Origin of the sequence: Hahella sp. HNIBRBA332 (assembly GCF_030719035.1) — a bacterium.
GTDB lineage: Bacteria > Pseudomonadota > Gammaproteobacteria > Pseudomonadales > Oleiphilaceae > Hahella.
The window spans coordinates 1,349,122-1,371,681 of sequence record NZ_CP132203.1; the positions used below are offsets into that span (position 1 = coordinate 1,349,122).

Sequence of the window (22,560 nt, forward strand, 5' to 3'; positions counted from 1 at the left end):
CTTTCCGATATTGCGCCCCTATGGAGATATCGGAAAGCTCGCTCTTTACTTTTACCTTTGTATTTACTTGCGTCGAAAGCGGGACGGAATGGAGTCAGCAGTGTGAGTATTCAACCCGCTAGATTTTGACTGAGCGAAACGGCGGATATACTTCTTTATTATCTCTTGTCACGATACTTGGGCTTATATCAATAAACTGCACTTCTCTAACCTGAGACTGAAAAGCTGAAGGCGTGCTCATTCCTGTGATTTCGATAATGTAGCGAACATACACCCTGCGACCATTGTTTCTGTGATTAAGGAATGACTCTGCATCTTCAATGCTCATTTTCAGACTGGGAATCTCTGAAGGGTTCTCAACGGTAACCGTGATCTCACGAGGCAATATTTCAATATTGCTACCCCCACGTAAGGTAAAGTCTTTCGCTGGTCTAAAAGGAAACGCCTCTTTATCAAAGTCGTATTTTCCTAACTCAACAGGAACCGTAATTTGATATGCATTTTTTAAGGAGTGCTTGGCCAGTGCGCTTTCCAGCTCTAAAGTGGCTCGATGAATGTTTTTGCGATATGAAATTTCATTGCTCCGTTGCGAAACGAACTTAATTCCAAGGTTGTGTTTTAAGTAGTCTTCTCCATATGGCGTCAGGTCCTTGACGTTGGACTCTGACAGGCCTTCCAGCATCAAGGCATGCCAGGTTAGCAACTCTTGTTTGGTGTGCGTTTCATGACGGCTGCTCTCAGAAGGCTCATAGTTTAATGGTTCCTCCGTAATAGGGTTGTTCCAGCACGATATGCACTTGCCGTCTACATACATATGGCGGCCATTCGAGGCGCACCCCGTAAGGTAAAGCGCTACCAATGTTGCTATTAGAATTTTTACTATTTTCATCGTTATCCTTAATCAAGCTTTCATATTATGTGTTGCTGGAATGGGTATTGAAATGAGCGCGGGTGCGCATGCAATAAGGCGCTTTTGCCCTATAAAGAAACAGTTTGTTTCCTCATTATCCATAATGTGTGTCATTCCATTTCCGAGGCTGGGTTTTACTGGGTGGCGTTCATCAATGGTGACTGCCGTCTTTTGTAAGGGGATGAATAATAACTACAATTTTGGCGCCTATCCATACATTGAAAGGGAAGGATTCTTGTGATCTTTGGCGTTAGGGATTATCAATATTGGATTAATGGCGGAGGGCGATTGATGATCGCGCAAGAAAGTGGCTAATGAGGAGGTATTATTTGCTTATCCTTAGCACTCATGTAGCTGCTCTTGCGATGTATTTTAAAGCCACTGAAGAATCAATTTAAAAACGGAGCTATTGATAACGCAGGCTGCTTTTTAAAGGCGCCTGCGTTGTAAAAATACTTTCTCTACCAAGAGTAAATCGTCATGTCTCGCCAGGATAAGAGACCGCAGTTGACTGTAAAGCTGTAACTACGCATCAGCCGCTGTAACTGCGGATGCTCTCCGCCAGCTGAATAATCCCAGCGATGTCAGCAATCCCAATATGACCAGAGAGACGCCGATATATTCGGCGGAGCTTGGCGTTTCGCCGAGTATTAGGTCGCCGAAAAGCACCGCCAGACCGGGCGCCAGTGATGTGAAGACAGCGGCTTGCGCAGCGCCCAGGATGGAGATGGATTTGGTATAGCACACCAGGGCGATGGCGGCGGCGAGGACGCCCTGGAATATGCCTTGAACCAGTAATTCCTGACCGCTTGCCTGAAGAAGGTGGGGCTCGCCGAACGCCAGATAGGCGGGGACATATATCAACATGGATAGAACGGATACGATAGCCGCTCCGGTTACCGGCGGAACATTGTAGCGTTTGCTGTTGAGGGTATAGGACGCCCACAGGAAACCGGATAGGACGAATACCAGGTCGCCAATCCAGGCGTCAGCGAGTGCGTCCGATGAGGTAGTGACGCTCCGATAGCCAATACTCATGATGCCCAAGGCGATCAGCATGAAACCGATCCAGCGCTGGGAAGAGGGACGGTCGCCCAATAACAGGACGCTGCCCAGTGTGGCGAACAAAAAGGCGCAACCGGAAATAATGACCCCGCCGTGGCTGGCGGGCGCTAAGGTAAGGCCGCCAACGCTGATCAAAACATAGGGCGCGCCGGCGCCGGTGGTGAGAATCAGCGCCTGTCTCCAGGTCAGACTTTCCAAACCCGATTTGATGACCCAAGGCAAGAAAATCACGCCCGCCACAATAAAGCGGATGGCGGCCACATCGTAGGCGGTTAAAGTCTGCTGTACGCCCAGGCGGGAAATAACCGGCCAGATACCCCAAATCAATGCCGCCAGGACGCCCATGGCGATACCTTGTCCAATACGAGCCCGCTCAACTGTCACGATTCACCTACTGCTATCTAAAACTTTTAATTGCTGAACATCAGGGCGACATTTTAGGAGGAAGGTTGTGAGGAATTTCTGCGTATTTATGATTTAGAATGTAGTAAATCTGCTTATTTTCATAATAGACGCATAAAAGAGGCGAAAATGAACGCACTTGACTCGTTTGACGTCGCATTACTAAAAACATTGCAGGAAGACTGCCAGCAAACCTCCCAACAACTGGCGGAGAAGATCGGTCTATCACCCACGGCGATCCAGCGTCGCATTAAGAGATTGAGAGAGCAGGGAATTATTCACAAGGAAGTGGCGATTCTGAACTCACAACTGCTGGGTAACAGAATGACCGTGATCATTCAGGTAATTCTGGAAAAAGGCGGACCGCGAATCGTCGACGCCTTCAAACGCCGCGTCATCAAATTCCCGGAAGTGCAGCAATGCTACTACGTAGCAGGGGAGTTCGACTTCGTACTAATCGTCAACGTGGCCAACATCGCCGAATACGACCTACTCACCCGCAAACTGTTTCCAGACGACATGAAGATCAGTAAGTTCTACACCATCATCGCTATCGAAGCGGTAAAAGCCGACTTGAGTTTGCCGTTGTGAGTTTTTGCCGGGTTTGGCCCAGAGGGTTTTCACAAAACTCAGTTCCTGTGCATTTCGCCAGTCAGAATACAATAATGGACTGCCTTCGAACCTTATGGCATAGCCCTTCTGACGGCTTGTGTATTGAGTGGTAGTTTTGTTACGGTTTGCTTCAGCTATAAAAGCAATATTTATTGCAATCAATTCAATACAAGCCACCGCCACTGTGATATCACCTTGGGTAATACCATTTGGGGGACTGCGTGTTTGCTGATACGTGGGAAAAATGGGCTGAAAGCTAACTTGCAGCGCAGCCAGAGATTTTTAGGGATTAACTCATGAGTTCTTGATATTTACTTGAAAAATCGCTTAGTAAGGCGGCTCAACTTACTTGTTAAAAATAGATTTCAAGCCCCACCAAGGTGCTGTACAGGAATGTTATATGACCAGCAAGCTTCGGAAATTTCCCCTTTTACTTTTGACCGCCATCCTCGGTGGACTACTTTCCGGCTGTGGCGACTCCGCTGAGGAGGAAGCGAGGTTCCAGGCGGAAATAGCTAGGCAGGACCGGCTTAACGCATTGCATGACGCTTGCCTTGAGTCCCCGACCGCTGTGGAGGAATACCGGGCATGTGTCCAATACTCCCGTGAAACCAAGAATCCTGTAATAGGGCTCGGCGGAGGTGGGGAAGAACTTCCAGATGACCTCTTTTCCGGCCCGGGATTGGAACATGTCACCGTCCTTTTCTTAAACGACAATAAATTGACCGACCTACCATCTTCCCTGACAAACCTGACAAATCTGAAAAAGCTGTATCTGTTCAAGAATGAATTCACCGAGATTCCCGAGGTGGTGTTCGAGTTGCCCGGGCTGGAGAAAATGTCCATCACCTTTAACCGGATATCCCATATCAGCGACAAGATCAACAACCTGAGCAGCCTCAAATCCCTGGACCTGGGGGTTAACGAGCTGGCCACGCTGCCGAAGTCCCTTGCGGGCCTGGCCCGGCTGAAATACCTGAATCTGGAAGCCAACCGCTTCGCCACTATCCCCGCCTCCATCGCCACCCTGCCCAATGTCGAGTACCTGTCTTTCGCTGAGAATCGACTGGAGGCCGTGCCGGATGCGATTACGCAGATGCCTTCGCTTAAAGGGGTGTTTTTAAAGGATAACCATATTCATATTCTGCCGGAGCAATGGGACGGCATGGAGCGGCTGGCGGTTCTGCACCTCGCCCGCAATTCCCTGTCCTCGTTGCCGGTCTCCCTGGCCCGTCTTCCCCAGTTGGGCCAGTCCATCGAAGGCCATATAGGGCGGCTGCCTTTCGATGTGGATAACGCGGAAGGCATGGACGAAAAGTTTGAAGAAAGGGGGATACGTGAAGTGGCCCACGGCATTGACGTTTCCAACAACAAATTCACAAGCCTGGACTCGGCTTTTTGCCGGGTGGGCTGGATCAATCTGGAGAACAATCCCTTGACCACGGAAAAATTCAATTTCAGTTGCGGAAAGTAAACAGGAAAGGAGCGGATAGAATGAGCGATCACCTTAATATTCACCGGAAACTAGAAAACCTATCCAAAGAAGCCAACGAGGCGAAAGCCCGTTGGGATGAGCATGTCAGCGCCCCCTATTCCAGGGCATACGAGGCGGCCCATAAGAAGTTTCAGAGCGTGTTAAATGAAGATAAGAAATCAAAACAACAGGCGCTCGATTTGGCTTTCCTGGCACTGTCCCTGTGTGGCGGCGCCCTGCTGACCTCCGCCTTCGCCACCACCGCCCGAGTGGCGCTGGCGGACGCCATGTTGAACTATATCTGTAAAAGAAACCTGACGCGCGTCTTCAAGACCGTCGCTTTTATCGAGAACAGCGCGGCGACGCAATTCGTGCTCGGCGAGGTCTGGAATATGTTGAAAACCAGGGGAATGGCCTCAGCCAAGCGTGATATTGAAACCAAGTTCAACAGCCCGGCGAAGCTTCTGTCGGATGAGCCCTGGCGGGTGGATAGCGCTCTCAAGGAGTTTACCGAACAGGCGAAGAACTCGGTCAAAGCCATGGTCGGCCACGTCGCTTCCAATAGCAAACTCTCTATCGAAGACAGAGGACGGATCTACAAAGGCTTAATCAATAGCCCGTTCTTTGCTCCACCTGACAAATCTCCTTACAAGGAAGAAATACTTGCCCAAGAAATAGAGTTCACCATGTATCTGAACCTGATTATCGATAGCGACTTTGTACAAAAGCGCAAAGGCGGGAGAACCTCTATCGGCGTCAGCCCCTCTGCGGCGGATTATCCGAAAAATATCGGCTTCGGCAGGGGCTACCATCAAAAAATCGGGTATAACCGTATCGGCCAGACCATTATCGACCGGATAAATGTACTGCATAAAAGCCTGTACAAAGCGGAAAGCAAATTTATCGATTCTGGATATCTAGGCGAAACCATGAACAAGGAAATTATTCTGCGCGCCGAGTCTTTGCTGGCTAAAATTGGCGACCGAAGTGATATCTATCGGCAGAAGTATGCACCGTTGATCGTAGATAAGAGAGTTCAGAAAATTTCCTGAAGCAGAGATAGCAAACCATTTGGAATGTCCAGTCTACGTCGCTTTAGCAATCGGGTGTAGGAAACGTGCTCCCATCGCCACCGTTGTCAAACGTCCAACCTGGCGGGCGACGAATTCATATAATTCACTGCTACTACCATCGCTCTGGGATAGTGCTGTACAGGAATGTCATATGACCAGCAAGCTTCGGAAATCTCACCGTTTACTTTTGGCCGCCGTCCTCGGTGGACTACTTTCCGGCTGCGGCGACTCTGCCGAAGAGGAGGCGAGGTTCCAGGCGGAAATAGCCAGGGATGACCGCATCAGCGCCCTGCATGCGGCTTGCCTTGAGTCCCCGACTGCTCTGGAGGAATACCGGGCATGCGTTCAGCACTCCCGCGAAACCAAAACTCCTGAGTTAGGGCTCAGTAGGCGTGGAGAAAAACTCCCAGACGATCTCTTTTCCGGCCCGGGATTGGAACATATCACCGTCCTTTCCATAAACGGTAATAAGTTGACCGATTTGCCATCCTCCCTGTCAAACCTGACAAACCTGAAAGAACTCCGCCTTGAGTCCAATGAGTTCACCGAGATTCCCGAGGTAGTGTTTGAGATGCCTTGGCTGGAGAAAATGTCTATCTCTATGAACCGGATATCCCATATCAGTGATAAGATAAACAACCTGAGCAGCCTTAAATCCCTGGACCTGGCGGTCAACGAGCTGGCCACGCTGCCAAAGTCCCTGGCGGGCCTGACCCGGCTGAAATACCTGAACTTGGCGGCCAACCGCTTCGCCACCATCCCCGCCTCCATTGCAACCCTACCCAATGTTGAGTACCTGTCCTTCGCCCGCAACCGTCTGGAGGCCGTGCCGGATACGGTTACTCAAATGCACTCGCTGAAGGGCCTGTTCTTAAAGGATAACCATATTCATATTCTGCCGGAACAATGGGACGGCATGGACCGGCTGGCGGTTCTCCACCTCGCCCGCAATTCCCTGTCCACGCTGCCGATCTCCCTGACCCATCTTACCCAATTGAGCCAGCCCACTGAAGGCCACATAGGGCGGCTGCCTTTCGATGTGGATAACGCGGAAGGCATGGACTACAAATTCGAAAAATGGGGTGATGTCGAAGTGGCTCACGGCATTGACGTTTCCAACAACAAATTCACAAGCCTGGACCCGGCCTTTTGCCAGGTTGGCTGGATCAATCTTGAGAACAATCCCTTGACCACGGAAAAATTCAACTTTAGTTGCGGAAAGTAGCAAGTAGAATACAAGAGGCTTGTGGCTCACCGGATGTCAGTAATCCGAAATGAAGGGCTCTTAGTGACTCGCCCCTTATTCGACAGGCTCAGGGCGAACGGGGTGTGTAGAACAGGGTATGGCGGTGGGTGTCAGACTACTCATCAGTCCGCGCCTATGGTTGTGGACAAAAAAATTCAGAAAATCACCTGAATCAACAGGGAGCGTAAAACTCTACTGATACTGAGGCGCCCTAAGTCTCATCCTCTTTTTCGACGGCCAACTTGGCAAATATTGAACATGCAGGGCGATTTCCCCGCGACTCCCTCCGTTCGCCCTGAGCTTGTCGAAGGGCTCTTAGTGACTCTCGACAGGCGAAATCTGGAACTAGTGGATCAATAATGTGAAATCTAGCCGTTTTTTTCTACTCAGGCTGGTCATTTTAGATTAGCGCTCTGGGAGGCCCTTCGACAAGCTCAGGGCGAACGGGGTGTGTAGAACAGGGTAGGGCGGTGGGCGTCAAACTACTCATCAGTCCGCGGCTATGATTGTGGACAAAAGAGTTCAGAAAATCACCTGAACCAGCTCAGGGAGCGTAAACTCTACTGAGACTGAGGTTCCCTAAGTCTCATCCTCTTTTTCGGCGGCCAACTTGGCAAATATTCAACATGCTGGGCGATTTCCCCGCGCCTCCCTCCGTTCGCCCTGAGCTTGTCGAAGGGCTCTTAATGACTCGTTTCTTATTCGACAGGCGGACATCGGAACTAGTGGATCACTAACGTGAATTCCAGTTGTTTTTTCTACCCAGGTTGGTCAGTGGTTTTAGATTAGCGCTCTGGGAGGCCCTTCGACAAGCTCAGGGCGAACGGGGTGTGTAGAACAGGGATATTGTTCTTTAGGGAATCTCTGAAAAACGTTGGCGACGCCGCAGGTAGTTTTTCAGAGGTTCCCTAAAGTTGGAAGAACCCTCTCTGTCGCGTCCCCTCTCAACCCACCGCACAAAGCGGTGGGCGCCAACCACTCCCAAATTTATCAAGCCGTCACGGTATTTTTCAGCGTTTCTGCGACGGGTTTTGGTTTGGGGCCGAAGGCCAGGAGGAGGAGTGGGAGCATGATGAAGTCGAAGATGAGGGCGATGAGGAAGGTGAGGGAGGACATGATGCCCAGGGTCACGTTCATGTGGAAGTGGCTGAGGGAGAAGGCGAGGAAGCCGACTGACAGGACGACGGTGGATATTAGCAGGGCGGGGCCGATGCTGCGGAAAGTTTCCACTACGGCTTCATTGGGGGACATACCCTGATCGCGGGTCAGGCGCAGGTATTTACTGATGAAATGCACGGTGTCGTCCACCACCACGCCCAGAGTCATGGCGAAGATCAGCACGGCGGCGAAGTCCAGAGAACCGCCGAACAGGGACCAGAATCCGAACGCTACCAGAATAGGGGCCAAGTTGGGGGCCATGGAGATCAACCCCAGACGCACGCTGCCCAAGGTCAGCGTCAACACCAGGCCGATCAATACGGTGGCCAGCGCGGCGTTGATGATCATATTGTCCGCCAAGCGCTCAATCATGTAAGAAAACATCACCAGCACCGACACCCCCCGGCTTTTGAAGCTGTGCACATTGTCCTGCAGCCATTGATGGGTGCGATCCACCAGATGAATGATTTCACTGGAGCTGGAGGATGCAATAGTGGCGATCATGCGGGTTGAGGACTTGGCGATATTGATCTCATTGTTGATCTCCTGACCGAAAGGCAGGTTAGCTTCGTAGAACAACAACGCCTGGGCGTTGGCTTCCTGTGAGTCCGCCGTTTTGTAGAACGTCGGATCACCGTTGTGCAGAGACTTGTTGACCCGCTTCAGCGTGTCGGTCAAAGACGTCACATGATGGATCATGGGATCGTCGAGCAGATGCTGTTTGAACGCTTCTGCGTCTTGCAGGAAAGTCGGATCGGAAATGCCCTGTTCAACGCCGGTGTCGAGGCTGAAATGGATGGTCGTGGTGCCAGCGAGACGTTGATCGATAAAGTCCGCATCGTCGCGGAATTCAGTGCCTTTTTCGAACATTTTCACCGGATGGTCGTCGATCGTGAAGTAGCGCAACCCGTACAGCGGTGCGGATATGAGCCCCAGGAACACAACTGCCGCAAGCGCTTTTCTGCGCACCAGAAATTCCCCCAGCGCCTTACAAAACTGACTGATGGCGGAAGTGGCGGACTGGTCGCGCTGGATGTTCATTAACATCATGGACGCGGGTATCAGAACCATCGAGTTGATGTAGGCGAACAACACGCCCAGCGCGCACATGACGCCGAGATGTTGGAACGGCGGCACGTCGCTGTACAGCATCGACAAAAAGCCAATGCCGGTGGTGAGGCTGGTCAGGGTTACGGGGTAAATATTCTGTTGCAGCGTGTGCTTCACCGCCTCATCCCGATTGGGATAGCGGCTGCGCCCGAACAGGAAGCTGAGCGCCACATGAATACCTACCGCCACACTGATCGTGAGAATGACGTGCGGCGCAATCGAGCTGTGCGGACTGAACTCGATACCCAGAAAACCGGTGACGCCAAAGGCCGAGAAAACCGTGAGCATGGTCGAGAACACGATGCACAACGTGACTTTCCAGGAACGGAACAACAGCGCCATGATGACCATGAAAATCAGGAACATCAGTGGAAACAACGTCGCCATATCGGCGCGGGCGTACTCATCGAAAGCGGCGTTCAGCATAACGATGCCGCCCAGACGAATGTCGATGTTGGCGTAACGTTGCTCATAGTCATCGCGAATGGAGCGCACTTTGGCGGCGGCTTCGGCGATGGCGTTTTCCTTGTCGGGAATCATCAACTGCAGATAAATGGCGGTGACTTTACCATCGGAAGACAACATTCTGTCTTTGATGCGCGGCTCACTTTCGGCGATGGCGCGGCGGGAGCTGAGATAGCCGGGATTACGCAGTTTCTCCGGCAGAACCAGATCCTCCACCAGAATTTCCTCTGCGTCCGCCTCGATGTGCTGGAAGTTGGCGATCGAGTCCACCCGGGTGACGAAATCCACTTGCCATAACTCTTCTGTGAGCCGTTGCACCGCTTCCATGACCTCGGGGGAGAACAGGTCCGCGCCCTGGGCCGCCTCCACGGTCACAATCAGCGGATCGGTGCGGGAGTAAGTGTTCAACAGATTTTCCCAGGCCACCAGATCCACATTGTCCTTGGAAAAGTACACCCGATAATCGTCATTGAATTTGATGTGTTGCAAACCTGGCGACAGAAGCACCGGAATTAACAGCAAAAACACAATCACCCGTTTCGGGGCGGCGATGATCAGATGGGCGAGAGTGAGAGCGAGCCTGTTCATAGTGAATCACCGGATCAGTCGAAATAGTAAGTGAATGAAGCGTTGATCAATTGGTCGTCGCGCAGGGGATACAACGGATCGCTGTCGTCAGGGTCGTAACCGCGCAAGGTCAGTTCCATGGCGATATTGGGGGTCAGACGGCGTTTGAAGTTGAGGTGATAGACCGCGGCGCTGTGATTGAGGTCGGCAATGGCGCCGACAATGAGTGTGCTGTCGTTGTAGTCATTGGAGGCCCAGCGCACACCGACGAAGAGATCCTGATCGAAGGGCGTTCCCAGCGCGCCATCGCTGCGAGAGTCATAGATATACTCGGCGAACACGCTGAGGTCCGCTTGTTCTTCGGGGCGGATAAAGGTGTATTCCGCCCCCGCTACGGCGGCGAAAAAGTCCGTCGGCAACGCATAACGCGAGCTGGACTCTTCGGTGTTGTTATAGGCGAACTCGCCTTTGTACAGCCAGCTTCCTGCGCTTCCCTGCACTGTAAAACCCGTGGTTCTCACCTTGTAATACAGCGGGCGTAAATGGCCAGGTTCGGAGCCGGGAACAAATAGCGGGTCCTGCCGATAACCGTCGTAATGAAAGGCGGCGAGGTTCACATCTCCGGTCACTTTCTCCACCCTCAGCGCGTAACTCAGGCGGTGATTGTCCCGGTCATCGGTGAACAGGGCGTCGTCTTCGTCAAACTCCAGTTGTCCACGGGTCGGGTTCTCCCGGGCTTCGCGACTGGGCAGGGTGCGTTCGCGAAACCAGGGCAGCGCATAAACTTCATATTGCATGGATTCCGCCTGATAGGCGTACCGCAGGCTGGGAGCGCCGAGTTTGTCCTGGCCGGCGGGATCGCCGGCGATGTCCCGCTGGTTGATCACATCCGCCACCTGCAAGGGCAGTACGTTAACCGCTTCCACGGTGCTCCATGAGACATGACGTAACCCAATATTGACGATATGGCTGTTGTGGAAATACTCGAAATCCAGTTCTTTAAAATCGACGCGGTGACGATTATCGTCAACAAAATCCACACGGCCGTAGGGCGTAGCCTTCAGGCTCCAGTTGCGCGGCAGATAGGTGAACAGTTCTGCTGAGCCCGCCAGCGCCGCATTACCGTGTTCCTGAATTGACGCTCCGTTCTGCGGATACCAGTAAACTTCGGGGCTCAGGTATGCGCTGGTGACGGAAAAATCCGCTCCCCAGGCATCACAGGGCAGGGCGGCGGCGAGGGCCAGCCCCGCCGCGCTCAATCTGCGAGTTCGAAACTGTAAGCGTGTGTCCTTGGACATGACCATCCCTTTCGCCGCCGAGGTTAAAATCGGCGCAGGGTGTCATTGCTCACCCGGCTCAGATTGAAGCTGTTGAACTCGCCGCCGTCCGCTTCGCCAAACACATAGTCGCTGAGTTGCAGAATGGTTTTCTTCTTGTTCTGCAGGTTCACCATCTCAAAGTACTTGGGACGCCAGAAACGACCTTCGTATTTATTCCATTCGGTCATTTTCAAGGTTTTCAGCAGGTCGCCCTTTGCGTCGTAAAACTCGATATAACTGGTCTGATAGTTACTCTTGTCCACATGAGTGATCTGCTTGCTGTAACCGGAATAGCCATACACCGGCGTACGCTCCACCACCCAGTAATCTGGCGTTTCGCTCAGCAGGTTGTAAGTGTATTTGGACAATTCCGTGGTGGAGATATCTTCCCAGCTGAACTCGGAGCCCACAAAGGAGCCGGACTTGTTCTGCGCGTTGATTTTCTTGGTGCGCTTGATAGTGGGCATGAAAAGCCACTGATTGTCCGCGCCTTCGGATTGTTCAAAGGTAAGCATCACGGTGCCTTTGATGTCGTTGGGTTCGACGAAAATGCCGATGGTTTTATCGGGCACACCTGCTTCCTCCATCATTTTTTTGATCACCAGGCGTTTGCTGGTGCGCCCCTGGGCGTCCACCAGGGTCATTTCCATGCGCGCCTCGGTTGAGGTCCAGCCCTCGTCAATCAGGTATTGTTGGGTGTAAATCTCCAGGCCTTTCTTTTGGGACTCAGACTGATGGCGCGAGGCAATCGGGTCCAGATACCCATTGATGTTTTTCTCGTCGTAATTGCCCGCCTGAGCTGCGCCGGCCGTCAGCGCCGCTGTCAGAAATGCGATGGAAAGTGCTCCTCTTTGCATGATGAATCTCCGCTGATCCTGTGTGACCGCCGCCGGGTGACCCGCGACTCAAGCGCCGTGGGGCCGGGACAGGTGATTGATGACGTATCGGTTGGACACTACGGGTTTGAAGTAACGCGCAGCGATCTTCTTGTGCTCGGGATTGTCGATGAAGCGTTGCAGGTAGTGCTCCGATTTGAAGGTCCAGATGGAGATGAAATCTCCATAGCAGACATCCGGTGACACCGCCGATAAGGATTCCTCCCCCTGCAGCCGGTGAATGGGGCCGCAGTCCATGCTCAACAGTCCTTCAGACAGGGCGGCAAGCCGGTTGAGCGCCTGTTGAAAGCTGTCGATATCGGCAGGAGAGGCGTCGTCCTTGAACTTCACCATGACAATGCGCTTGTAGGCGCCGATCTCCCGGTGAGCCCGGAACAGCCGGCTGCGCAGTGAGCGTAGCGCGGCGGCGGGGGCGAACTTGCGTTCTTTGGCGGAAGGGGCGGATGCGTTTTCCGTCGCCTGAATGAGAAACCGCTCGGCGGCTTCGGCGAATTCCTCCGCTGTCTGGCGCATGAGACGCCAGAGAAAACTGTCGTTCTCAGTCCAGGTCGCCGCGCCGTGGGTAAATAATCGGGACAATCCTGTCTCCGTGATGAATTTACCCGCCTCTGGTTTGAATCTCATACTGGGCTCCACTTCCGAAATGTGCCTGATGCATTTCTTATCTCTAGTTAATTCAAACACTTAAATAAAGCGTTTCAACTTTGCTATGGACCAAATTCTTAATGAGCGGGGCGCCTGTGAGCAACCGTTAATGGTGAGACATTGTGTCCCGATTTTGGTTGTAGCCAACGAGAAGGGGAGTCAATTAAGGTTTTTTAAACAGCGAAATCACGGATTGCAGGCTCATGTTATTCATCGAAGGCGAATACGAAACCATAGAAGACTGGGTGGCCGATGCGGACACCGGATACTTCAAGCGCACTAAGCCTGGCTCGCAACGTCAGGACGCCGCGGTGCTTTCCAAATTGCTGCGCAAACGCAAGGCGTACAAACGCTTCCATCCGGAATGCGTCATTCCGGAAACGGATGTGGAGTACATCCTGCAGCAAGCCAGCCTGTCGCCTTCGGCCTTCAACATACAGCATTGGCGCGTGATCCGGGTGCGGCGCCAGGCGCTCAGAAACGAGATTCTGAAAGCGGCCTGGAATCAAAAGCAGATCAGCGAAGCGGCGGAGATCATGGTGGTGTGCGCCGATAAGAAAGCCTGGGCCGCCCCCGGCATGCCGTTCTGCCACAGCCGCAACCCCCAGGACCGTGCGGCGTTCGCCAAAATGCTGCGTTCCATTTACGCCAACAATCCTGCGCTGGAAAGAGATGAGGCCATGCGCTCCGCGAATCTGTTCGCCATGTCGGTGATGTTGATTGCGGAATCGCTGGACTATCAGAGCTGCCCCATGTCCGGGTTCAACTACAAACGGGTTTCCGAGCTTCTGCATCTGGATGAAGACAGAGTGGAGATCGCCATGATTCTGGCCATCGGCAAGGGCGTCAGCCAGCCGGGGACAGGCAAAAGGCGCATCCCGACGGCCCGTTTCACCCATGAGGACAAGTACCGGGATTGAACGGCGGGCGCAGGGACGCTTCGGCGGACTCCACTGCGAAACAAATTCAAGTACCTGAACAAATATAAGCGCCTGAAAAAAGACAGGCGCGCAAAACGAAGACTGTCTTTAGAAGGAGGCACTGTGGACACCATATTCATTATGGGCGCAACCGGATTCATCGGCGAGGAAACCGCCAGAAGCCATATCGCCAAAGGCAATAAAGTACTGGGACTGGCGCGTAGTGAAGCCAGCGCCGCCAAATTGAGATCCATCGGCGTTACGCCTGTGATGGGAGATGTTTATCGCCCGGAAGAGTGGCTGCCGAAACTCCCCAAGATCGATTACGCCATCAATGTGCTGGGCTTTTTCACCGACGGCATGCCGGCGCGCTTCAGCGTCAGCCACGCGGAAAAGTGCTGCGAGAAATACACCCGCTGGATCAAGGTCACCATCGATCTGGCGCGCAGAAAAGGCATCAAAGCGGTGGTTAATGTCACCGGCACCACCATCTTTGAAGACATGGGCGTGGACTGGGTGACGGAAGAAACCCCCATTCGCTACACCCCCTCCGGTTTCAACCGGGTGGCGACGCCCGCCACCAAACTGTGTCAGCAGGCCATCGCCGAAGGACTGCCGTTGATCATCGCCGTAGCGCCCAGCGTGGTGTATGGCGACAAGCCCACTTCCTCCTTTGACGAAGTCTTCGTCAAGCCGCTGGAAAAAGGGCAGATGGGCGTGGTCGGCGACGGCAAGAATTACATCACTGCCGGACACGTGGAAGATGTGGGGCGCGCCATCGCGCATATCACTGACGTCAAATACGCCGGCGAATTCTTTCACATCGCCGACGACCAGCCGGTCACTCAGCGCGAATTCGTCACCTCCATCGCCAGAGCGTTGGGTAAGACGCGGGTGATGACCATGCCAAGATGGCTGGTGGCGATCCTGGGCGGCAAGTGCGCAGTGGAATTCATGACCCTGTCCCAGCGCATCAGCAACGCCAAATTGAAGAGCACCGGCTTTACCCTGAAACACCCCCGTTTCCTGGATGAAGTCGGCGATGTGGTGCGCAGCATGAGACGCGCCCGCGCAGGTCAGAAACTGCAGGCGTCGCCCGCCTGATTCCCGCAACGCCAGCAAGGAGACAAACATGGATTTTCGCTTTATTAACAATCGCCTGGATGAGTCCATCGCCATTCTGGAACTGGACGATCCGTCCGCCAACACACTGACTTACGACCTGCTGCATGAACTGGAATACAAGTTCCTGGCGCTGGAGGCGGACCCGCAGGTGCAGGCGATCGTCATCACTGGCAAGGGCGCGCGCTTTTTCTCCGGTGGAGTGAACATCGGCATGCTGCTGACCGCAGGCAAAAAGTTCAACTCCAACTTCATTCTGTACGCGGCGGAAGTGCTGGAAGCGATCACTCATTCCAGGAAGCTGATCGTCGCGGCCATCAACGGCAACATCACTGGCGGCGGACTGGAGTTGGCGCTGGTGGCGCACAAGCGGGTGGCGGTGGAAGGCGAGTACAACATTGGTTTTCCGGAAGTGCGCCTCGGCGTTATCCCGGGGATGGGCGGCACGCAACGGCTGACGCGTCTGGTGGGACCGCAGACCGCGCTGGAGATGATCACCCAGGGGCAGTTCATCAGTGCGGAACGAGCGAAGCAAATCGGTCTGGTGGATGAGATTTATCCGCAAGAAGGCTTCCTCAATCGCGCCATCGCCTTCACCCGCGAACAACTGAACGCGCTGAAACCGGCGCCGACGCTCTCCAGCGAAACCGGCGCGGCGCTGGCGCAGAGCCTGAGCACGCCATTTCCGCAAGGATTGGCGACCTTGCGCAAAGAGAACGGGCTGGCGGTTATCGCGCTGACTGAAGCCAGCGCCTCGGCGGATGCGTTCTCCACTTTGCGCGCGCTCAACGAACGGCTGCTGGAGGTCCGCATCGACGAAGACGTATACGCGTTGGCGATCGATTTGTCTGCGGGCCTTCTGCGGGCCGACGAACTGATTGATAACGATGACTTTGTTGTCGCCTACGGACGCAGAGTGTTCTCCCGCATCGACGGCTTCGCCCGCCTGTGCGTGTTCTATTGCGACCGCGCCATGTCGGAACTGGAAATGGAATTGGCGCTGGCCTGCGACTTCCGCTTCTGCAGCCAGGCCGGATTAACGGCGGAGGTGGCGCTGCCCACAGGCGAGCTGCCGATTCTGCAACGCTATCCCAGCCAGCTTCCCGCTGCGCTCGCCGGCAAACAAGTGACACTGGCGCGACTGGTCGAAACAGGACTGTTCCGTTGCATCGATGAAGAAGAACCAATGGCCTGGGTGGCGCGTTACATGACCCGGTTTCTGCCGCCCAACGGCGCCAGCGCCGCCATCGGCTACGCCAAGCTGGCCATCAGTAAAGGTTATGCGGAGAGCATTCCCTCAGCGCTGCTGCTGGAGCGCCACCTGCAGGAGCAACTATTCATCGGCGCGGACAGTCAGGAAGGCATGAGCGCGTACATCGAAAAACGCACACCCAACTTTAAAGGGGCATAGGAAAATGGCCGCCATTAACGAATACACCATTGATAAGAAGTATCACGACGCGTTGATCGAATGGCAGCGCAAGAACTTCCCGGACATTGGTCTGCTGGAGAAGTATTGGGATGTCTACTTCCCGAATGATCCCGCCTGGCGTTTGACCGCCAAGCTCTCCGAAGTGAAAGCGGATCTCATCAATCAAGGCAAGTACCAGGGCGTGAAGAAGTACGCCACCGCCCGCGAGATGAAAGGCTCCATGCTGTATCAGGCGCTGCGCATCATCAAGGCCCAGTGCAGCACCGAACTGGGTTCTATCCAGCAGCATATGGACACGGTGAACACCTGCTACACGGACAAGGCGAAGTTCAGCGTGCTGCGCATCATGGCGGAAGAATTCCGTCACGCCTACCAGATGTTCTGGGTGCTGTCTCACGACCCCAGCTGGTCCACCACCGGGTCCAGCCGCATTGCGGAAAACACCCTGGATGAGCTGCTGTCCATGAACACCGGCTCCCATGTGCTGGACGCCTTCAACATTCCGTTTACGGACTCGCTGGATAACGTCACTTTCGCCTGCTTCATCGACCGGGTAGGGCGCTTCCAGCTCACCATGCAGGAAGAGTTCGCCTACGCGCCCATGGCCGCCAGCATGCGTCCCATGTTGAAAGAAGAAGCCTTCCATCTGAAAACCGGTTGGGAAGTGCTGAAGGAAATCTGCGAAATGGCGGCGGTGGGCGAAGGCCCCTGGACCCTGGCGGACATCCAGAAAAAGATCAATCTCTGGTATCCCCGCGCTTTGGAGATGTTCGGCAGCGAAGAAGGCGGCGAGTCCAACCTCGAATTCAGTTTCAAAACCATGTCCAACAAAGAGGCGATCGGCGGCTACATCAAAGAGATCGAATGGCTGCTCAACTCTCTCAACGCGGCCATCTTGCAGCGTCGACACCCTGAACTGAGCAAGGAGCAGGTGCGTCTGATGGCGAAAGAAACCGCGATTCTGCGTCTGCCTTCGACTCGCTTTCTGCGCTTCCGCAGCGGTGAGGCGATTCATGAGTCCACGTTCGATGTGGATGGCAATCGCATCAGCCCCTTTGAATACATCAATTACCTGAACCGTGTGCTGCCGGAGAAACTGTGTAGCACGGAGTACTTCAGAAGCTACACGGACAGGATTCGTCAGGCGCTGCCGACCATGACGGCGGCGTAGACGGGGACCTTGGACAGAAACGGGCACATTAATACGGATGGATAAAGTTATGTACGACGTTGCAATCATCGGATCAGGATTCGGAGGCGCCGCAAGCGCCATCATGCTGGCGAAACTGGGTTACACTGTGGCGCTGATTGAGAAGGGCAAGCACCCCCGCTTCGCGCTGGGCGAATCGACCACGCCCATCATGAGTAAGACCATTCGTCATCTGGGGCAGAAATACGACATTCCCGAGTTCGTCAACCTGGCCAGTTACGACACCATCATGAACGCGCACATGCCGATCACCTGCGGACCCAAGGAGTTGTTCCACTACTTCTGGCATGAACCTGGACTGTCCTCCGCCACACTGAGCAATGGGATTGTGCCGGAAATCATTGTGCAGACCCCGGAAGTCGACACGCAGTTGTATCGTGCGGAGAGCGATAAATATCTGGTGGACGTGGCGATCAGCTACGGCGCGGATTATTTCGAGGAAACCACCGTCGAAGACATCGAGTTCAATGACGACGGCGCGCTGATCAAGTGCTCCCGTGCAGACGGAAGCGACAGCGAAATCAAGACCAAGTTCATCATCGACGGCACTGGCCATCGTTCGCTGATTTCCCAGCGTTACGACCTGATTGTGCCGCAGGAAGAACTGGATACGCCGCTGAATAGCCGCAGTATTTTCACGCACTTCAAGGACATCGGCGATTTCGAAAGCAGTCTGGAATGCGATGACGCTTTTATCGGACGCACCCCGGTTCCGCGTATTCGCGGCACTCAGCACCATTGCTTTGACGGCGGCTGGATCTGGTTTATCCCGTTCGACAACGGCGTCACCAGCGTGGGGCTGAACCTGGATATCGACACCTATCCAATCAATGATAAAACCGGGGAAGAAGAATTCTGGGAGATCATCGGACGTTATCCGATTGTCGAAAAGATGTTGAAGGGACGCGAAACCTTGATGCCGTTTATCAAGACCAAACGCATTCAGTTTCGCACAAAACAAGCGGTCGGCGATCGTTGGGCCATGTTGCCGGGTTCGGCGGTGGGAGGTGATGGTTGGTTTAGCACCGGACTCGGCTTTACCTTACTTTGCGCGCATCGCATCGTAGACATGCTGCATACCAAAATGCTCAAGGACGACGACTTTTCCCGTCAATATCTGGAGAACTACGAAACCGCGCTGTTCAAAGAGTGGAAGTACGTCTGCCGCATGGTGGACGGCATCTACAAGAGCATGCGCCACTTCGAAGTGTTCAAGTACTACTGCTTCTTCTGCTTCATGGGCGCGGAGAGCTTCGTGCACCGCGGCGGCATCAAACGTCCGCACGATCTCAAGTTCCTGCTGCTCAACGTCGGCGACGACAACTTCGTCGCCAAGTTCGAAGAGTTCTACACCATGGTGAAAGACCTGCACGAACGCGATGAAGTGACCCAGGAGCAGCTCGATTACCTGCGCGATTTCGTGCGCTACGAAATGAAAGACTACAACTACCGGGATTACGGCAACCCCATTTACGGCGGCGTGCACCGTCGGTTGGACAAGTCATCCCGATACTTCGCGGAACTGGCCTGATCAACTGAGAAATGACCACGGAGAGGACAATATGGTTGCGAGTAATCTTGATCCTATAAGCGTTGATGTCGTCGTAGTAGGCGGAGGCATCGCGGGGTGCTGGACGGCGCTGAAGCTGTTGCGCAAGGGCATCCCGACCGCCATCGCCTTCTACAGCGATAGCGATCGGGGCGGCAAGCTGGGCGCTTCCGCCTTATCGGTGGGCGCCATCAACACCTCTCCGTTGACGCGCGGGGATTATCTGGAATGGCTGACCGACCTGGGGCGTGGACAAGAGCACTCCGACGTTGGCGTCATCACCAGAAATCACCTGGCGTCGGAACTGGATGCGCTACTGGAGTTCGATGCGCTCAAGAACATCCAATTGGGGGTGGCGTTGAAATCCGGTTCCGGTCGGCATCTGCTGGCGCGGCTGCTGCAGGAGATCCGTTATCTGGGCGGCGTCGTGTTGGATAACGCCTGGGTGACCCGCATCGTCGCCGACGCCAAGCGCTGCCATGGCGTGCAATATCAAAACGGCGATCAAATCGGAGCGGTGTACGCTGGCGCGGTGGTGCTGGCCTCCGGCGGCTATTCCGGTCTGTTCCATGGTTCGGTGAAAACCGGCACTTACGGTTCCGTGCACGGTCGTCATCTCGCCGCCGGCGGCTGGCTGAGCAATCTGGAGTTCGTGTTCAAACACGGCTACGGACAGCCGGACCTGGGCACCCTGACGCCGACGGAAGAACTGCCCGGCGCGGAAATCTATGACGAGAACGGCGAGCACGTGGACTGGCTGGAGCAGGAACTGTTCTACGGACGCGGCACCAGCAACCACTTCCAGGCGTTCATGACCTGGCGTAAAGGCGGCGACCTCAAATATTACGTGGACTTCCGCTATCGCGAACTGCACCGCAGCGTCAAACGCATCGCAGTGGTCGGCTCCGACGATATCGAAGATATCTGCGCGGACAAAGAAGCCTTGATCGCCGGTCTGCTGGAGCGCTGCCCGGTAGCCAGCCAGGAAGCCCTGCGGGAGATCCTGGAAGCGGTGAACCGGCATGAACGGGAGTATGACTTTGAGACGTTCAGCGAGATCAAGGCGCTGGTCGCGGACGCCTATCCGGTGGATCGCAGTCGTATTCGTCAGATCTCCTATTTCTCAATGGGCGGCGTGGCCCACCACAAATTCAAAACCAACCTGAAGAACGTGTTCGTGTGCGGCGAAGCCATGCACGACTACGGCGCTCATCGGGTAGGGGGATTGCCCTGGGCGTTGTATCTCTGCGCCGCCAAAGTGATTTCAGAAAAGATCGATTTGCTCAAACGTCAGGGACATCTGCTGTCCACGCCGTTCGAGCTGGATGACAAAACGTCCGCCTATGACAAGAAGTTGGTGGCGGAGTTGCAGCAGGGATTGCAGCGCTATCAGGAAAGCGGCGTGGATGTGGAAGGCGCGGTAGCCTTCGCCGACTGGATTCGGGATCAACGACGCGCACTGACGGCGCAACACCGGGAATTGGATGACGTGGTGGCCTATCTGCTGGTGGGCGAGGCCATTATGCGCTCCTCCCTGGCCCGGCAGGAAAGCCGCGGCTGTTTCTTCCGGGACGATTTCGGGGATGAAAATCCCGCCCTGAGCTCACAACGGACGCTGACCCGCTATGACTCAGAATCCGATGAAGTACACGCGGAGCTGATCAGCGCCGAACAACTCTCCGCAATGATAGACAGAGGGCGATTAGCGATGGACGACAAATCTTTGATAAGCAGCGCGGCCACAAAAAACGCGGCTTACTTTCTGTTGAAAAAGCATGTTGAAACCGGACTGGGCGGCAAAGCGGCGGTGGAGACATTGGACGTTTCATACACTTACGACGAACTGTGGAGCCTGACCAGTCGATACGCCGGTTTCCTGAAAGCCAGCCGCATCGACGAGGGCGACCGCGTAGCGCTGCTGCTGAACGACCGTCCCGAATATCTGGCGATGTTCCTGGCGACGCAGCAAATCGGCGCCATCGCGATCCCGCTCAACACCTTCTCGAAAGAGCAGGAGCTGACCCATTATCTGGAGGACTCCGGGGCCAAGCTGCTGATCACCGAGGCGGAGCTGATGGCTCGGTATTCCGTGGAGCAGATCAACGAACAGACCCATGTGGAAGTGGTCAGCTATGAGGACATCGCCACCGCGCGCATGGAGCCGGTGGAGGATATCCTGCCGGTGAGCGATGAAACCATCGGCTTCATCCTCTACACCTCCGGCAGCACTGGCAAACCCAAAGGCGCCATTCATCGTCAGGTGAGCATGGGCTTCAGCGCCGAGAACTTTGCCCGCAAAACCCTGAAGATCAACGACCGCGACCGTATTTTCTCTTCCTCCAAATTGTTCTTCGCCTACGGACTGGGTAATTCGCTGTATTTCCCCTTGTACTTCGGCGCCACCGCGCTGCTGTGCAGCACCAAGGCGGCGCCGGAAGTGATCCGGGATATTCTGGGACAACTCAAGCCGACGGTCTTCTTCGCGGTGCCCGCCGTGTATCGGGGAATTCTGGAAGGCGGCGGCGCGACAGAAGACAACTTCCGCTCCGTACGCTTGTGCGTAAGCGCCGGCGAAGCCCTGCCGATCAAATTGGCGCAGCAATGGTGCGCCGCCACGGGGGTGGAAGTGCTGGATGGCATCGGCAGCACCGAGGCATTGCATATCTTTTGCGTCTCCAATCATTCCTCCGCCAAGGAGAGCTATTACGGCCGCGCCGTTCCTGGCTATGAACTGTGCGTGTGCGATGAGAGCGGCAAAGTCCTGACGGAAAACGCCATCGGCGAGCTGCGGGTGAAGGGCCCAACCTTGGCGCAGGGATATTGGAACAATCCCGCCAAGACGGCGGAAACCTTCTACGACGGGTCGTTGTTGACCGGCGACCGCTACTTCGCCAACGACAAAGGCGAATATGTCTTTGTCGGCAGACATGGCGACACCTATAAATCCTCCGGCTTGTGGGTCTCCACCCTGGAGATCGAGGCGGTGCTGGGCGAGTTGGCGGCGGTGGCGGAGTCCTCCGTGGTGGTGTTCCAGGGCAACGACGGATTGTTGAAGTCGAAGGCCTATGTGGTCGCCCGGGAGGCGGAAAGCTTCGAGGACAAACAACGGGTGGAGACGGATACGCACCGCTTCCTGCGGGAGCGTCTGCCCAAATACAAAACCCCTCATTGCGTGGAGGCGCTGGACGAACTGCCCCGCACCGCCACCGGCAAAATCGCCAAGGCGATCCTGCGGGATATGGCTCAGGAAGTCATCTGGGCCAGACCGGTGAGAGAAAGCGCTCCGGAACGGGAGCTGAACATGGCGCAGTAGCGCCGCACTCTAAACGTCTGCGCCAGGATGGTCCCGGCGCGGCGAACTAATAAAAAAACTTCCCCCAAAGAA

16 protein-coding genes are annotated in these 22,560 nt (G+C 54.7%); 10 read left to right on the forward strand and 6 right to left on the reverse strand.

All coding sequences use genetic code 11. The features are described 5' to 3' along the window. Positions 1-118: 118 nt before the first annotated feature. Positions 119-889 (reverse strand): DUF4852 domain-containing protein, encoded by a 771-nt coding sequence (locus O5O45_RS06320; protein ID WP_305904399.1) that lies wholly within the window; start codon positions 887-889, stop codon positions 119-121. A 546-nt stretch (positions 890-1,435) separates the two neighbouring features. Next, positions 1,436-2,359, reverse strand: coding sequence for a DMT family transporter (locus O5O45_RS06325; protein WP_305904400.1), 924 nt, complete (start codon positions 2,357-2,359; stop codon positions 1,436-1,438). A gap of 147 nt (positions 2,360-2,506) precedes the next feature. On the opposite strand from O5O45_RS06325, the gene O5O45_RS06330 reads away from it, so the two are divergent. From O5O45_RS06330 to O5O45_RS06345, 4 genes are all read left to right on the forward strand, one after another. Further along, on the forward strand, positions 2,507-2,968 hold the full coding sequence (locus tag O5O45_RS06330; RefSeq protein ID WP_305904401.1) for an Lrp/AsnC family transcriptional regulator: 462 nt from the start codon (positions 2,507-2,509) through the stop codon (positions 2,966-2,968). A 421-nt stretch (positions 2,969-3,389) separates the two neighbouring features. Further along, complete coding sequence (locus O5O45_RS06335; RefSeq protein ID WP_305904402.1) at positions 3,390-4,463, forward strand: leucine-rich repeat domain-containing protein; 1,074 nt, start codon at positions 3,390-3,392, stop codon at positions 4,461-4,463. Between the two features lie 20 nt (positions 4,464-4,483). Further along, positions 4,484-5,515 (forward strand): hypothetical protein, encoded by a 1,032-nt coding sequence (locus O5O45_RS06340; RefSeq protein WP_305904403.1) that lies wholly within the window; start codon positions 4,484-4,486, stop codon positions 5,513-5,515. Between the two features lie 172 nt (positions 5,516-5,687). Beyond that, entirely contained in the window at positions 5,688-6,761 is a 1,074-nt protein-coding gene (locus O5O45_RS06345; RefSeq protein ID WP_305904404.1) for a leucine-rich repeat domain-containing protein, read from the forward strand. A gap of 1,011 nt (positions 6,762-7,772) precedes the next feature. Here the strand turns inward: O5O45_RS06345 and O5O45_RS06350 are convergent. From O5O45_RS06350 to O5O45_RS06365, 4 genes are read right to left on the reverse strand one after another with little or no spacing between them, the layout of a single operon-like run. Then, positions 7,773-10,103, reverse strand: coding sequence for an efflux RND transporter permease subunit (locus O5O45_RS06350; protein ID WP_305904405.1), 2,331 nt, complete (start codon positions 10,101-10,103; stop codon positions 7,773-7,775). A gap of 14 nt (positions 10,104-10,117) precedes the next feature. Further along, complete coding sequence (locus O5O45_RS06355) at positions 10,118-11,380, reverse strand: hypothetical protein (RefSeq protein ID WP_305904406.1); 1,263 nt, start codon at positions 11,378-11,380, stop codon at positions 10,118-10,120. A gap of 23 nt (positions 11,381-11,403) precedes the next feature. Next, positions 11,404-12,258: an outer membrane lipoprotein-sorting protein gene (locus O5O45_RS06360; RefSeq protein WP_305904407.1), complete on the reverse strand. Its 855-nt coding sequence runs from the start codon at positions 12,256-12,258 to the stop codon at positions 11,404-11,406. Between the two features lie 48 nt (positions 12,259-12,306). After that, positions 12,307-12,921 (reverse strand): Dabb family protein, encoded by a 615-nt coding sequence (locus O5O45_RS06365; RefSeq protein ID WP_305904408.1) that lies wholly within the window; start codon positions 12,919-12,921, stop codon positions 12,307-12,309. Positions 12,922-13,145: 224 nt separating this feature from the next. On the opposite strand from O5O45_RS06365, the gene O5O45_RS06370 reads away from it, so the two are divergent. The 6 genes from O5O45_RS06370 to O5O45_RS06395 all read left to right on the forward strand — a co-directional run bounded on the left by O5O45_RS06370 (position 13,146) and on the right by O5O45_RS06395 (position 22,488). After that, positions 13,146-13,862, forward strand: coding sequence for a nitroreductase family protein (locus tag O5O45_RS06370; protein ID WP_305904409.1), 717 nt, complete (start codon positions 13,146-13,148; stop codon positions 13,860-13,862). Between the two features lie 123 nt (positions 13,863-13,985). After that, the gene (locus O5O45_RS06375; protein WP_305904410.1) at positions 13,986-14,966 is read left to right on the forward strand and encodes an NAD-dependent epimerase/dehydratase family protein; all 981 of its coding nucleotides are present in this window, start codon (positions 13,986-13,988) and stop codon (positions 14,964-14,966) included. 28 nt (positions 14,967-14,994) lie between these two features. Beyond that, the gene (locus O5O45_RS06380) at positions 14,995-16,395 is read left to right on the forward strand and encodes an enoyl-CoA hydratase/isomerase family protein (protein WP_305904411.1); all 1,401 of its coding nucleotides are present in this window, start codon (positions 14,995-14,997) and stop codon (positions 16,393-16,395) included. A gap of 4 nt (positions 16,396-16,399) precedes the next feature. Then, a complete protein-coding gene (locus O5O45_RS06385; RefSeq protein ID WP_305904412.1) occupies positions 16,400-17,587 on the forward strand; it encodes a Phenylacetic acid catabolic protein in 1,188 nt (395 codons plus the stop codon). Positions 17,588-17,636: 49 nt separating this feature from the next. Further along, positions 17,637-19,157, forward strand: a complete 1,521-nt coding sequence (locus O5O45_RS06390; RefSeq protein WP_305904413.1) for an NAD(P)/FAD-dependent oxidoreductase — start codon at positions 17,637-17,639, stop codon at positions 19,155-19,157. 31 nt (positions 19,158-19,188) lie between these two features. Next, positions 19,189-22,488 (forward strand): benzoate-CoA ligase family protein, encoded by a 3,300-nt coding sequence (locus tag O5O45_RS06395; RefSeq protein WP_305904414.1) that lies wholly within the window; start codon positions 19,189-19,191, stop codon positions 22,486-22,488. Positions 22,489-22,560 lie beyond the last annotated feature (72 nt).

What these genes read in the sequence shown, in the direction of transcription:
- O5O45_RS06340 (WP_305904403.1), top strand. Translation starts at nt 4,484, where the DNA reads ATGAGCGATCACCTTAATATTCACCGGAAACTAGAAAACCTATCCAAA.
- O5O45_RS06330 (WP_305904401.1), top strand. Translation starts at nt 2,507, where the DNA reads ATGAACGCACTTGACTCGTTTGACGTCGCATTACTAAAAACATTGCAG.
- O5O45_RS06370 (WP_305904409.1), top strand. Translation starts at nt 13,146, where the DNA reads ATGTTATTCATCGAAGGCGAATACGAAACCATAGAAGACTGGGTGGCC.
- O5O45_RS06380 (WP_305904411.1), top strand. Translation starts at nt 14,995, where the DNA reads ATGGATTTTCGCTTTATTAACAATCGCCTGGATGAGTCCATCGCCATT.
- O5O45_RS06345 (WP_305904404.1), top strand. Translation starts at nt 5,688, where the DNA reads ATGACCAGCAAGCTTCGGAAATCTCACCGTTTACTTTTGGCCGCCGTC.
- O5O45_RS06350 (WP_305904405.1), bottom strand. Translation starts at nt 10,103, where the DNA reads ATGAACAGGCTCGCTCTCACTCTCGCCCATCTGATCATCGCCGCCCCG.
- O5O45_RS06395 (WP_305904414.1), top strand. Translation starts at nt 19,189, where the DNA reads ATGGTTGCGAGTAATCTTGATCCTATAAGCGTTGATGTCGTCGTAGTA.
- O5O45_RS06385 (WP_305904412.1), top strand. Translation starts at nt 16,400, where the DNA reads ATGGCCGCCATTAACGAATACACCATTGATAAGAAGTATCACGACGCG.
- O5O45_RS06390 (WP_305904413.1), top strand. Translation starts at nt 17,637, where the DNA reads ATGTACGACGTTGCAATCATCGGATCAGGATTCGGAGGCGCCGCAAGC.
- O5O45_RS06355 (WP_305904406.1), bottom strand. Translation starts at nt 11,380, where the DNA reads ATGTCCAAGGACACACGCTTACAGTTTCGAACTCGCAGATTGAGCGCG.
- O5O45_RS06365 (WP_305904408.1), bottom strand. Translation starts at nt 12,921, where the DNA reads ATGAGATTCAAACCAGAGGCGGGTAAATTCATCACGGAGACAGGATTG.
- O5O45_RS06335 (WP_305904402.1), top strand. Translation starts at nt 3,390, where the DNA reads ATGACCAGCAAGCTTCGGAAATTTCCCCTTTTACTTTTGACCGCCATC.
- O5O45_RS06360 (WP_305904407.1), bottom strand. Translation starts at nt 12,258, where the DNA reads ATGCAAAGAGGAGCACTTTCCATCGCATTTCTGACAGCGGCGCTGACG.
- O5O45_RS06320 (WP_305904399.1), bottom strand. Translation starts at nt 889, where the DNA reads ATGAAAATAGTAAAAATTCTAATAGCAACATTGGTAGCGCTTTACCTT.